The organism is Microbulbifer sp. MLAF003 (assembly GCF_030012965.1).
Taxonomy (GTDB): Bacteria; Pseudomonadota; Gammaproteobacteria; order Pseudomonadales; family Cellvibrionaceae; genus Microbulbifer; species Microbulbifer variabilis.
In genome coordinates this window covers 1569834-1583495 of sequence record NZ_CP120232.1, presented here as the reverse complement: position 1 = coordinate 1583495, position 13662 = coordinate 1569834, and the positions used below count along the sequence as shown (strand labels likewise).

General features: G+C 46.0%; 11 protein-coding genes. 7 read left to right on the top strand and 4 right to left on the bottom strand.

The window, feature by feature from the left end; genetic code table 11:
* Window positions 1–321 precede the first annotated feature (321 nt).
* Together P3339_RS07640 and P3339_RS07635 are read left to right on the top strand one after the other, a co-directional pair.
* A complete protein-coding gene (locus P3339_RS07640; RefSeq protein ID WP_282952917.1) occupies window positions 322–2289 on the top strand; it encodes a VacB/RNase II family 3'-5' exoribonuclease in 1968 nt (655 codons plus the stop codon).
* Window positions 2290–2413: 124 nt separating this feature from the next.
* The gene (locus P3339_RS07635) at window positions 2414–3886 is read left to right on the top strand and encodes an aminoacyl-histidine dipeptidase (RefSeq protein ID WP_282952916.1); all 1473 of its coding nucleotides are present in this window, start codon (window positions 2414–2416) and stop codon (window positions 3884–3886) included.
* A 1353-nt stretch (window positions 3887–5239) separates the two neighbouring features.
* On the opposite strand, the gene P3339_RS07630 is transcribed toward P3339_RS07635, so the two are convergent.
* The 4 genes from P3339_RS07630 to P3339_RS07615 all read right to left on the bottom strand — a co-directional run bounded on the left by P3339_RS07630 (window position 5240) and on the right by P3339_RS07615 (window position 8672).
* Complete coding sequence (locus tag P3339_RS07630; protein ID WP_282952915.1) at window positions 5240–6145, bottom strand: polysaccharide deacetylase family protein; 906 nt, start codon at window positions 6143–6145, stop codon at window positions 5240–5242.
* On the bottom strand, window positions 6145–7008 hold the full coding sequence (locus tag P3339_RS07625; protein ID WP_282952914.1) for a GNAT family N-acetyltransferase: 864 nt from the start codon (window positions 7006–7008) through the stop codon (window positions 6145–6147). Before P3339_RS07625 ends, P3339_RS07630 begins: the two co-directional genes overlap by 1 nt.
* Window positions 7009–7053: 45 nt before the next feature.
* Window positions 7054–7497: a hypothetical protein gene (locus tag P3339_RS07620; protein ID WP_282952913.1), complete on the bottom strand. Its 444-nt coding sequence runs from the start codon at window positions 7495–7497 to the stop codon at window positions 7054–7056.
* 206 nt (window positions 7498–7703) lie between these two features.
* Entirely contained in the window at window positions 7704–8672 is a 969-nt protein-coding gene (locus tag P3339_RS07615) for a linear amide C-N hydrolase (RefSeq protein ID WP_282953564.1), read from the bottom strand.
* Window positions 8673–9106: 434 nt separating this feature from the next.
* Between P3339_RS07615 and P3339_RS07610 the strand changes: the two genes are divergently transcribed.
* From P3339_RS07610 to P3339_RS07590, 5 genes are all read left to right on the top strand, one after another.
* On the top strand, window positions 9107–9505 hold the full coding sequence (locus tag P3339_RS07610) for a VOC family protein (RefSeq protein WP_020413407.1): 399 nt from the start codon (window positions 9107–9109) through the stop codon (window positions 9503–9505).
* 401 nt (window positions 9506–9906) lie between these two features.
* A complete protein-coding gene (locus tag P3339_RS07605) occupies window positions 9907–11007 on the top strand; it encodes an alpha/beta hydrolase family protein (protein WP_282952912.1) in 1101 nt (366 codons plus the stop codon).
* An 89-nt stretch (window positions 11008–11096) separates the two neighbouring features.
* Window positions 11097–11600, top strand: a complete 504-nt coding sequence (locus P3339_RS07600; RefSeq protein ID WP_020413409.1) for a hypothetical protein — start codon at window positions 11097–11099, stop codon at window positions 11598–11600.
* Window positions 11601–11610: 10 nt separating this feature from the next.
* Complete coding sequence (locus P3339_RS07595; protein WP_020413410.1) at window positions 11611–11949, top strand: hypothetical protein; 339 nt, start codon at window positions 11611–11613, stop codon at window positions 11947–11949.
* 509 nt (window positions 11950–12458) lie between these two features.
* On the top strand, window positions 12459–13586 hold the full coding sequence (locus tag P3339_RS07590) for an alkaline phosphatase family protein (RefSeq protein WP_020413411.1): 1128 nt from the start codon (window positions 12459–12461) through the stop codon (window positions 13584–13586).
* The last annotated feature ends 76 nt before the right edge of the window (window positions 13587–13662 follow it).

The window sequence follows — 13662 nt, the reverse complement described above, 5'->3', positions numbered from 1 at the left end:
TCTACAGCTGGGGAACAACCACAGCCCTTATCTGTTTTTATTCAGGGGTAAGATTATATCCACCTTCGACAGATAAAGTTTGCATATTTTGCACATAACCACAAAGCAATAGCTAAATTGTCACATAAAGCATATTTTTTTAGGATAAACGACCTTGCGAAAATATAGTCGCCTAAGCGGTCAGCAATCCTGACCTCCCCTTCAACCCACCGCGCGGCCCCATTAGCACAGGGATACTTTCTTCCACTACCGGACTCCGTTACATCGTGTCAGCATGGTCTGGTAGAATCCGCGCCCAAATCGACCCGAGAGATAAACTCGATGCTGAATGCCGACGCTCTGAAACAACTTTCACAACTGAAAACAGATATTCGCTCCAGTAAGGACTTTGCCGAAGGCCGGGTACGCGGCAGCAATGGCAAATTTGGCTTCGTGGAGCTGGAGGATGGACGGGAGGCCTTTCTGCCACCCAACGAAATGGAACGTGTTTTCCCAGGTGACCGGGTTCGCGTCTGCATTACAAAGGAGAGCAAAGGCAAACTGACAGCCGAATTAGATGCCCTACTCGACAGCCAGCTGGATTACCTGGTTGGCCAATATGTACAGCGAGGTCAAGGGCACTTTATCCAGCCCACTCAGAATGGCCTGTCTCGATGGATTTTCCTGCCTCCTAAAGCAAGGGGCAAGGCACAGCCAGGCGAATTTATCGCCTGCAAAGTCAATCGTCATCCCTTTAAGGACGGGCGCGCCCAGGCAAAAGTTGAGACTGTTATCGGTAAACCAGAAATGCCTGGCATTGAGCATGCCTATGTAGTGGCCCAATACAAGCTACCTGAGCAGTTTGGTCCGGCAGCGGAGAAACAGGCTAAAACCATTTCTGAACAGATTGTCACCAATACCTCTGAGCGCACCGACTTATCCGAATTGGGCTTTGTCACTATTGATGCGGAAACCACCCGCGATATGGACGATGCCCTCGCCGTTACACCTAGCGAAAACGGCTGGACCCTGCATATCGCCGTTGCCGACCCCTCAAGTGCTATCACCGAGGGCAGCCCATTGGATCTCGAGGCGTTTAAGCGCGCCCACAGCCAGTATCTCCCTGGCGAAACTCTGCCTATGCTGCCGCGCAGCCTATGTGAGGACCTTTTTTCCCTGATACCTAATGAGTTGCGCCCTGTACTGGTAGTACACATCGATATCGACAGCGACGGTAAAATTATTTCAAGCCGCTATGAATTTGCCGCAATTCGCTCCCAATATAAATTGAGCTACAACCAGGTAAGCCAACTCATAGAGGGAGATGAGTCCGCGGTACCGGAAGAGCAAAAAGAAAGCTTGCGCAACCTTGCCGCTCTGTATGAGGCCCGCGCCAAATATCGCGCAGGGCACTCCCTGGCAATGGAAGAGCGCCCTGACTATGAAATTCACCTCAACAAAGAGCGCAAAATCGAGCGTATTGAGAAGCAGGAGCGTAATATTGCCCAGCGCATGGTTGAGGAAGCTATGCTCGCCACCAATATCTGCATCGGAGCAAAACTGGCAGAATTACAACAGGGCTGCTTCTCAGTACACCTGGGTTTTCGCGAAGAACGGATGGGCGAAGTAAGAAGCCTTCTAAAGGAATTACTCCCAGAACATGCGGAAAACGATCTCAGCCAATTGCAGCACTATTTAGCGCTGGTTAAACACCTGGAGAGCCATGAAGATGCGCAAATGCGCAACCTTCTCGCAGTGCTGAAGCGCATGCTGCGTCCCGGCCAGCTCAACAACAACTCCGGTGCGCACCTGGGTCTGGGACTTGAGGCCTACGCCACCGTAACCTCACCCATTCGCAAGTACAACGACCTGTATAACCACCGCGTACTGCGCGCAGCATCTGAGAATAGTCCTGCGAAAACACTGAGCGACACAGAAATCGAGAGCCTGCAAGATAGCCTGCTCCGTGGACGCCAAGCCAATCGAGCCCTCGAACAATGGCTTTACACTCAGTTTATGCAGGATAAAGTAGGTCAGGATTTTACTGGCAAGATTGTCCTGGTTAATGGAGCTGGGCTGGGCGTACGCTTGGACCAATACGGCATTGATGGATTTGTCCGCTTGAACGGCGATAAAAAGAATCTACCCACATTTGACGGCAAACACTTAACACTCACCCACAATGAGCAAAGTTTTCAGTTAGAGCAGACCGTCAATGTCAAAGTTACTGCGGTGGACATAGATAAACGCCGCATTGCACTCGAGCTTTTGTCAGAGAGCTCGGTAACTGAAGAGGCCCCACAAAAGTAACGACGAGCAACATCCAAAGAGCCCGGCAAATGCCGGGCTCTTTCCTGTTACCTCTTGGTCGACCCCATAAACAGGTTTTACAGGAAACGACAATTAATCCCATAAGAATGATTTGAGGCCACCAATGAGCAATATTGCTGAGCTGAACCCTACCCCTCTCTGGAAACACTTCGCCAAACTTTGTGAAATCCCCCGCCCTTCCAAGCATGAAGATAGAGTTGTTGAGCACATTGTCGATTTCGCCAAAGCCCGCGGCCTGGATGTGCAGCTGGATGAGATTGGCAATGTTATTATCAAAAAGCCGGCAACACCGGGCATGGAAAATCATCAAACTCTGGCGCTGCAAAGCCATGTCGACATGGTGCCGCAAAAAAATGCGGATACTGAACACGATTTCCTCACCGACCCTATCAAACCGCATGTTGATGGTGAGTGGATTACCGCCGAAGGCACTACCCTAGGAGCCGACAATGGCATCGGCGTCGCCGCCATTCTTGCCTTGATGGAGTCTACAGATATCCCCCACCCCGCCCTGGAAGCTCTGCTCACCATCGATGAAGAAGCGGGCATGACCGGTGCTAAGAACCTGCAGCCAGGCTACTTCGAAGCCGATCTGCTGTTAAACCTCGACACTGAAGACGAAGGTGAGCTCTACATTGGCTGTGCCGGTGGTATCGATGTCAATGCAGCTCTGCCCTACAAGGCAATACCTGTAGCAGCTGGCAGTCAGGCATATAAACTGTCTGTACGCGGCCTGCGCGGAGGCCACTCAGGGCTGGATATTGATAAGGGACGTGGCAATGCCAATAAGATTGCCAACCGCATTATCGATGCCGCCCTACGTGAAATTCCTACTTTGAGAATCGCTACATTAGATGGGGGAAGCTTGCGCAATGCCATTCCCCGAGAGTCATTTAGTACCCTCGTAGTTCCTGCTGACAACCAGGAGCAACTACAAACAGTTGTCCATACTGAAAGCGCACAAATTGCGCGGGAGCTGGATAACGAAGCGGCACTGGAAGTTAGCCTGGAGAGCACCGATACACCACTCAATACAATGGATATCACGAGTCAACAAAAGCTGATTCGCGCTATTCGCTGCTGCCCCAATGGCGTGGAGCGCATGAGTACCGCACTGGAAGGTATTGCTGACACTTCCAACAATTTGGCCCGCGTGGTCACTATAGAAAAAGACGGCCAACACCGGGTTCAAATACAGTGCCTGGTACGCAGCCTTTCTGATAGTGCTAGGGATCAGCACAGCCTGGATGTAGCCGCTACTTTTGAATTGGCCGGTGCAGAAACCAAACTGGATAATTCATACCCCGGCTGGACGCCAAACCCCAACTCACCACTACTCGCGATGATGAAGGGTGTTTACAAAGAAATGACCGGAGAAGAGCCTGAAGTGAAAGTGATCCACGCCGGCCTGGAGTGTGGCCTTCTAGCCAAACCTTACCCCAATTGGGATATGGTCTCATTCGGCCCCACCATTCGCCGCGCCCACTCGCCAGAAGAGAGAGTACACATCCAAAGTGTCGCCAACTTTTGGGATTACTTTATTAAAGTTGTTCAGGCAATCCCAACTAAAAACTAAACTCCCTTTCGTGCCTATTAATTATAAATAGAATGATCCCGTTACCATCCATCGGAGTGAGCCCGGTGGATGGGCTGCTCACCCACTCCCTCTTACGACACTATCTATAGTCCTTGCGAAGCAATCACATTTTTCAGGTGCTAATAGAAAAAAATCGATTAAAAAGATTAAGGGCTAAGCTGGGAGCTAGATAGATACTTTTTAGATTAAATTTCAATCAAAATAAGAATATGGAACTTTACATCCAACCTTCTAGTCAATACATTCACTTCAACTATGACATGGAAGAGGCAATAAAAAATTTAAGTTTGTCTGCAATCCCTAAAGCGTCACAAACTACATTCATAGGTGTGGGCACTAAATTATTAAAGGATACCGGCCACCATAGCGCTTCAGTCACAGATAAAAAGCTTTAAACCGGAATATTAATTTTTCAAGGAAGTTATATAATTTATGAAAAATCTAATTTTAATATTGTGCATTTTTTCTCTAACAGCTTGCGGAACCGTTACCACCTTATCAAGCACAGATCTCGAAATTGCAAGAAACTTAAAAAAGCAGAAAACTAATTGTGAATCCATCCCTAGAGTTTATAGCGGTCTGTCGTACAACATGTGCAAAATGCATTCAAATAGCGAATCTTTGAATTTTGCACCGCTTCTTGGGGCCTATCTTGTTGACAGTGTTCTCTCCGCAGCCACTGACACAGCTGTCCTTCCCTTCACAATCTATGAGCAGCATAAGAGTGGAAACATATTAGTTCAAAGTAGCCAACATTAACTTGTCCGATACTAGCTACTTTCCAATTCAATCGGCCGGCGCTTAAGGGGTCGGCTGGTTTGACTCGCTGGACTATTGAAGATAATATCCACAGTATTGTCAATCTTCTTTATTGCAACCCTCACGTCTGTTTGATCAAGTAGATAGGATGCACACATCCTTAACTTTGTTGAGGGTATTAGCGCAGGCAGCTTTTCCTGTAAGCGATTCCATGATTCATCATAAGCACCCACATCATCGCAATCCACTCCAGGCTGATTAATAAGGAATTCTGCGGCATGCTATGAATATCAGCCAATTCCTTTTTAATTCATACCAAAATCATTAGCTGCCTCTTCAAAGCCCCGCATGAGTAGCTATTCTTTGCCCGGTCCATGATCCAAGGCATTGTTTATCAGATAGGTGCAAACAGGAATTTTTTATGCCCCTATGCCGAGATCCGCACTCCGAATCGAAAATCAATCGCTTCAACTTTATGCAGAGACTCAAGTAGAGAGTTCAGTGAAGTGTAGAGCACTAACCATCATACAAATACCAGGAAAATTCAGAACCTCAAGATATTCCCCAAAAACTCTATATATTATTGCTTTTAGATTGCTTAGATATCCACCATTTAGCAACATCCTCCCGACGACAAATCCAAACAGCTTCAAAGGTAATGATATAATCTAAAAATCGAGCAATAGCCATAGCCCTGGCCGGGTGCCCACTAATACGACCATGTAAACCAATACTCATCAGTTTGGGGCTTTTCTTTCCCTCCTTCCAAAGACAGTCAAAAGCGTCCTTCAACAATAAAAAGAAATCCTGCCCCGATGAAAAACCATTAGGCATTAGATATCTCATATCGTTGTTCACTAAGGTGTATGGTACTATCAATTTCTCAGATACACTGGACTGCCAATAAGGCAGGTCGTCACAATAAGAATCAGAAATATAAATAAGATCACTCTCATCATTTAGTAATTTCCTGGTATTAAGGCTCGTCCGACCCGTATACCAACCTCTAGGTGGACATCCTGTTATGTGCTTAATTATTTCAATAGTGCGCCTAATACCCTGCCGCTCATCTTCAACTGGCACTGTCTTATAATCCAACCAGCGATAGCCATGACCCGCAACTTCATGCCCCCCTGCAGAGAGGGCCTCCCCAATTTTTGGATTTAATTCCAGCGCCAACCCCGTAGCAAACGCAGTTAACTTTAACCGTCTCTCCTCAAATAGGTTTAGCAAACGCCAAACTCCAGCCCGAGCACCATACTCATACATACTTTCAACACTAAAATCCCTCTCACCTACCCGGGGAGGCCTACCAGAAATTTCATGTAAATAAGACTCAGATTGTTCATCACCATTAACCAGTGTAGATTCGGACCCCTCTTCAACATTAAGAACAAATTGCACGGCAACTTGAGCCTCATCAGGCCACTGAGGATGCGGAGGTTTACCGGCATAACCAATCAAATCTCGCTTTTGCATTAGCCTAACTCAAAAGTTGTAACGCCAAACACGCGATTATGCATAATTTTCGGTTTGGGCCCTAGATACATTCTGGCACAACCAAAAACTTCCTCCATACCGTATGCTCGGGCCAATGCCATTGCTGCAGGATTATTTTCTGGAACGTCCAAGAATACTTCCTCACCTGCCGCATGTACCAATAACTGATCACAAAGGGACTTCGCTACCTGTCGATCATTTGCAAATAGAGGTCCAATTTTGAATCCTTTTCTACACCGACGCATTACTCCATACCCTTCAAGGCGACTGTCCTTTAAGTACCCCAAAGACAGCGCCTCAGGTTGAGCTATCCACCCCTGTAGAAACTTACCCCTGCAGGCAGGAAAACAAGCGCGATCATATTGGTTTAGATGATCAAAAGGCACTTGGCATAGAGGAACAACATTCCCTTCAAGGGTTTTTACCCTGCTTGAGGGCCGGCAAACAAAACGCAGGTTACGATGCGAGAAAGAAAATCCGCCCTTGGCATAGTAGCTTTGCATGTCAAAAACGCCATCTAATCCAACAGTAGACCCAGGACAGAGCCGCGCCAACATTTTATCTCTACGTATATGCCATAAGTAGTTTCCGTAGCCACGATGTCTAAATTCTGGCCGCACAATAAAAAAACCCATAAATCCATACCTCCCATCGTAGGAAGTAATCGCTCCACCTCCTATCAGCTCCTTATCTTTTAATGCTGCAACGAATGCTTCAGGGTCGGTATTCCAAAATATTTCCGCATCATTTAACCCAGGATTCCAGCCTTCCTCTGCCGCCCAATCCACCAATAAATCCACTTCCCCTCTTGTCATTGGGCGAATAGTAAGCTCTTGAGACATTATTTCCTCCTTTTTCGCCACATGTTAAACATCCTACATTCAACATCACATCAAATCTGCAAGAGAGCCTTTATTAAACTGAATTTTCCCCATATTTAAAAAGTGGATTACTGAAAGCATTGCTCCATATGAAATACTTAACAGAGATAAAATTGAAAACACATGCATAGGAATTACACACCAAGCTTGCTTACAAAAGAAAGCAATTATTACGTAGCTTTCCAATATGTACATCCCAAGAAATACTCCCAGCACTATCAGACCAACATCCAGCTCCAGAGTGGATACCTGAACGATAGAAAATATAATAACGGTAAAGAATAGAAAATTACCAGCAAGGCGAAATCCCCAGGCAACTTTTATTCTAGGTAGTGCTACAGCCTTCTCAATATTCCTTCGCGAATGAGTCAATCTCTCTGATGCACTTTTCGAATTGATTTTACTTACCACTAAATCCGCTTGTGGTGTTTGATATATACCACCACTCACAACACCCCTCTCAAATACATCCCATCTACTAGTCAAGCAAAATCGCACCAATAAGAGACTTTTTATTATTAAACTGTTAAAAGGGCATATTCCGCCGCTTGAACAGACAATTTTATCATCATTTTCAAAAGCCGCTTCCCCTATATTGACTAGATGCTATTTTGAGGTGAAGTGAGAGATATTTCTAACATCATGAATTGTAGGTCTTATTTTGGTGCAAGAAATTTGAAAGGACTCGCCGGCTTAAATTCAGAAACAACCTCTCCCCCAAGATTCTCAGGAACATCCAGTTTCATACTCATTACTTGAGCACCGAGACTAAGGTTTAACTTATCAAGATCCACCCAAATGACTGAGGGATTGATAACCGATTCAAAATAGTAGCGTTTGGCAGACTGGTCTATCACTGAACGCCACAGTGTCGAGGCGATATTAGGCTTCTCTGGATTACTCATCCCCAGAGGAACGCTAACAGCGCGTATTTGTGAGAACACGGAAGCTAATGCATCCCTACGCGCATTGTATTTCGGGGATGACTCCAAGGCATAGCTAGCTCGCACAAACCTGTCAGCTGCACTAATAGTACCAGGCAGAAAATTCTGGCCACCAATAAGGTCCCAATAGGTATTGATAGCTAGTTGTTGTCCATAAATTGGCGAGTTTGTCATTACCGTGTATTGTTTCCCATGATGAACCTGCAACTCCCCTTTTATATATTCAAATATTGCAGAATCACCAGATGGATCAGAAAGAGCAATATGTGCGGTAGCCGGCCTGCCATTGGGCAGATCTGTACCAACCACGGTGAAAGGCTCTCGCTTCATCGCATTTACCGCTTCACTAACTGTACGAAAGTTATCCAGAAAATACTGTAACCAGGCCCCAACCGAAATTGTTGGCTTACCCCGTGCTTCCGGATTACCGTAATCCGCTTCAGCCAGATATAGAAGATTTCCCACTAAACCAGCTTCATTGATCCCATCTGAAGTCGCAGACTCATAGATACTGATCACAACAGAACCATAATTGGATGTCCACTCAATAGAGCCTCTACCAACCCCTCCGTTGCGTTGCATCCCCTTTGGAAATGCCCAGAAATCCATAGCAGCTTTAATATCACTCCAGTCCATGCTTCTTCCGGTGATATAGTTCCCTGTACCAGTTCCATATAATATCCGCGTGCAAGCTTGTGAAGATGCAGCAACCAGTAAGAGGGAAAAAAGAGGATTGGAGCAATCCAGTAAAACAAGGGCTTGACTTCATTTAAACTATGCAATCTCACAGATATTCTCCGCTTGCTTTAGGTGTTCAATAATCCACCCTTCATCTGAAAAGCTCACTTTACCTAACAGACTCAAACATAATAAAAGTGAAAATATATGTAGAATAGTTTTAGCGCATCAGAGGTATTCAGTATGTAGAAATTGAGGTGTATAACCTCAAATCTAACGAAAACTCTGTTTAACCTCCTATTTCTGGCGTGCTTTCCAACCAACCGGATTCACGCCCCTTTCTTTTTAAGTAAAATTCCCCGTTACTGAAAATGATTACACTATGTAGGAAAGAAAACTCACGCCGATCCAAATGTAAAATGTAATAGGGGGAGAGTATGAACTCCATTGGTAGACTGGTAATTTTGGTCAGGGAGTACGAAGAGGCAATCAGGTTTTATAGAGATAAGCTGGGCTTTGAAGTATTTGTCGACTCAGAAGCGCCTCCCCTTCGGTTCGTCCATGTCCGCTTACCAAAACAGAAAGATGTAGGAATCTGGCTACTTCAAGCTTCCTCAGAAAATCAGGAGAAGAGCGTCGGAAAACAAACTGCCGGGCAACCATGCGCCGTCATTTATACGGATAACTTTCAGAGTGAATATGAACGCCTAGTGGATAACGGTGTTCAGTTTACTAAGCCCCACAGATCTGAAGCTGGTGCAGAATTTGCACACTTTGAAGATTTATATGGCAATGAGTTTGTCCTAGTTGAACTGAAAACCGAGCTTGCTGAGTAAATTTTATGGGCCTTTGTCGATTCCCTCACTTGGGCCCAATTTGTGAAGCGGTTGCCCTCATGCCTAACAGACTTTCAGATTTCTTAGAACCTTCTGGATTACCCGATACTTTCCTGAAAGTTTCCTGTTTACTTCTCCTGCCCTATCACATATAAATCGGACAAGACTCATTCATTGGGTACCAAGTTCCTGCCACCTTAATCACGATCACTGGGTGAGCCCGGTTATAGAACAAATTTTCGGCACTGGAATGTGCCATTGCTGACTTTCTGCCAGCATACGCCTAAAGATAAGGAAGTTCGTTTCTCAAAGCAGCACCGAACAACAAAAGTTTAGTTGGCTATTGGCCTTCGATCAATTTGGAGTGCTCGCGCTACCGTTACCGATCATTTGGAAGCATCATGAATAGAAGCCTGATTTTGCTGGTTCCCGGCTTAACGAGGGTCACCAGCACTGCTCAGCTGTCCGAATTCACCGAAGGACTTATCGCAGCAAGCGAGCGCATGCCGCTCACTCCCATTGCAGATCCCTCTATTCCCCCTGGAGTCCACCGTTTACGAGTAGCTTCGAGCGGACAGCCCCAGGAGCTGGATCTTGTGGAGGCATACTGGAACGACTTGGTTCCCAGTATTACTCAGCAAACATTGAAAACTCGGCTTGCCAGAGGATTCTCATTGATCTGGTTCTGGCTTGCCAATCTTCACATCTGGAAAGGGGTACTTAGACGTAAATACTTAACTTTTGGCCTGACGCTATCGGCTCTTGCTTTTATTGTCTGGTACCTAGGTACCATTATTTTATTTGTTGAGGCCATAGAGCCAGCCACAGACAACCCTTTCTTCTTCCTGGTGGAAAAGTTGAAGCGCTCCGTGGAGTACATTGGTGGCTGGCGAATATGGGCTGTAGCCACGGCAATAGTGGCATTAATGCCGGTCTCCCTATTAGTAGACATCTCTGATTTTTGTAAGCGCTACCTCACCAATGAACCTGCGGCCAGGGGCAAACCTGCGGTACGTTTTGAAATAATCCGACGAGTACGTGAACAATTGGAAAGCAGCCTTGCACAAGAAAAATACCAGTCGGTGACCATTGTCGGACACAGCTTCGGTAGTGTTGTCACTGTTGACCTGTTTGCTGACCTTCCCCCCATTGGAGTCCCTGTTCGCATACTCACAATGGGCTCCCTAATTGAGGTATTAGGTAAGCAAGCACCCTGGCTGCAGAATGAAGTACTTGAACTGTCCCAGCGCAAAGACTTAATTGAGTGGATTGATATCAAGTCTCACTCAGATTGGTTTGCCAGCGGATCGGCAGTACCAGATGCCCATCATTGCTATGAGCGTATTATTGGCTCATATGGCACTTTCCCAGACAAGCTGGCTGCCAGGGTACACTCTCGTTACTTTGACAATCAGGAGGCCGTGAGGCTACTGCTATCTTATTACGAGCGACAAAATAGTATCGTTAGCCCTAGCGAAAAAATAGCCATAGAGCCAGCCTGAACCAATAACAAAGCGCACTGCTCGTGCCGGTAAGAAATTTCCAGAACACAACAGTCACCAACAATACACTTACAGCAAGGAGAGTAAAGATGTCAGCCAACCAGCCAATGAAAAGAGCATCGACTCTGTGCTTATTTCTGGCGATTCTTGTCAGTAGCTGTACCCAGCTTGCTCCCAGGTATGATGCGGAGCTTTATTCAGGCCTAACCGAAGTCAATGCTGAATTGATGCAATTCTTTTCCTCGGTTTCCCATGGCACCAACAAAGGCTCCTATAGCGAGAGAAGCCAAAACTATCACTCCTTAATTGGTAAAATTGATGCGCTGGCCATGCAATCAAATACCCGACCTGTCCCCGGCAAGGTTACTTTGAGAAAAATCAACAATTACCTTGACTCTACAGATAGCAATATTAGTTTTGAATCTGCACCACCAAGTGTTGCTTCCCTTGAAAAAATTTCCAGCAGTCTAAATCGAATGCGAAAGGAAGATGAAGATAAGGGACTGCGTGCTACTGCTGTTGCTCTCTTCAAAAATGAAGTTGTAATCTCCATGGACCAGGCCCTGACCTATGAATCTTTTCTAAACCGCTGAGGAATTAGACATGTCACTTGACGTTAACCAGCTGATTTCCAATATCAAAGATGCAGCTTCCACAGTTATCAATCACGATATCACCGAGATTCGCGGTTTTTCAGAACGCCAACTGGCTGCGCTGGCGCTGCAAGCAAAGCTCATCGCCAACGCAATTTTGGCCGAGGAAATTGATGATGACCTCAGAGACTACTTTCTAGACTCTCTGGAAGATATGGCCCTAAACTTTGCCAAAACTTTACGTGGACTTCTCGCAGTCACTATTGAAAAGGTTTGGAATGCGGTTGTCGGTATTATTTGGTCAGCAATAGAGGCCTGCACTGGAATTTCATTGAAAATTGCCTCTTGACCCTAAATGAATTTTTCCATCTCACGCCCCGAAATTTTATCGTAAAGCTCCGGGGCTTCCAATTCATCAATGTACAACCCATTTTCTCATGTTTTGTGCCCTATCAGAGCCTATCCCTAATTTTGACTCCCTAAGAACGGAATATTTATTGAGCCTCTAATCAGAATACTAAGCTCGCTTCCCCTTAACCCGTTTGATGAAGACAACCTGGGTGGTGTAGTTTCAGGCGTTGCCTGGGGGGGGGCGCTCCGTGCACAATATCACCATCAGTTATCCTGGATTTCTAAGTAACTTTCCATAAGCATCCAGGCAGCTCCCAATGAGCGCTGCTTGGATGCTTAAATTGGCTCACCTAAACAGTTGCCCTTTCGCAAAATAAAGCTGAATAAGCTTGTAGTTTTTTCTTACCGTGTTTTTTCGGTAAAATTTGGCATCGCTCAAACCATAAAGAGATATAGCGCGATATAACAAATAATAACACTGGGCAACGCCCACAGAGGATACACTCTATGAAGGCCCTTCTCACGGCAATACTGGCTATAACACTTTGCGCCCACTCTAAGGCTGCCGATAATCTGGTACTGGTAACTATTGATGGCTTGCGCTGGCAGGAAGTTTTTTCCGGTTACGACCAGGAAATATTGAATCACGAAAAGTTTACGGAGAATAAAGATCAATTGATCAAGCAATTTGGAGGCGAATCAGCAAAGGTAAAGCGAGAAAAACTTTTTCCTTTTATCTGGAATAAAATAGAAAAAGGCGGATTTCTGGCCGGTAACCGTGACAAGGAATCTTTTGCCAATATCACTAACGGCTGGTGGTTTTCCTACCCTGGCTACAATGAAATCCTCACCGGGCGCGCCGATCCAAAAATTAACAGCAATGATCCACTACCCAATGACAATATCACTTTCCTGGAATGGTTAAATAACAAACCAGAGTTTGAAAAAAGTGTAGCTGTTTTTGGTAGCTGGGGCGTATTCTCAGCTATTATCAACCGGGATCGAAGCGGTGTTTTTGTCAATGCAGGATTGGAACCCGCCAACTGGCCTGGAATATCCCAGCGTGCTCAATTTCTGAATGAACTGCAAGGCCAGCTGCCAGTTTTCTGGCAGGATGTACGCCCGGACGCCTTCACCTATGGGCTCGCCAAAGAATATTTAATCCATAATAAGCCAAAGATGCTCTATATAGCCCTGGGTGAGACCGATGATTTCGCCCACGATGAACAGTACCACCAATACCTCGATTCCGCCCATCGCAGTGATGTAATTCTCGCAGACCTATGGAGTACCCTGCAATCTATCGAAGGCTACCGAAACAATACTAATTTGATAATAACCGTGGACCATGGCCGCGGTAACATTGCCGAAGCCTGGCCACACCACGCCAGCGGCCCGGCACTGACTCAATATTTTGGCAAGGAAGACCACCCACACAAAAATGGCATGCCCGGATCAGATGAAATCTGGATTGCAGCACTGGGCCCGGATATCAAAGCACATGGTGAAGTATCAGGGGGCCCCACTCTGTACCAGAATCAGATTGCCGCCACAGCCTTACAGTTGCTGGGTTTCACTCCCACAGATTTTTCCAGGGACGCCGGTCCAGCCATAGATAACTTAGTGAAGAAATAGCCTTTTCTGCTTCGGGGCCACTATGGCTGGCCCCAGTCAGTTCAGCAATAGAACTTGGTGCAATCGTCTCCAATCT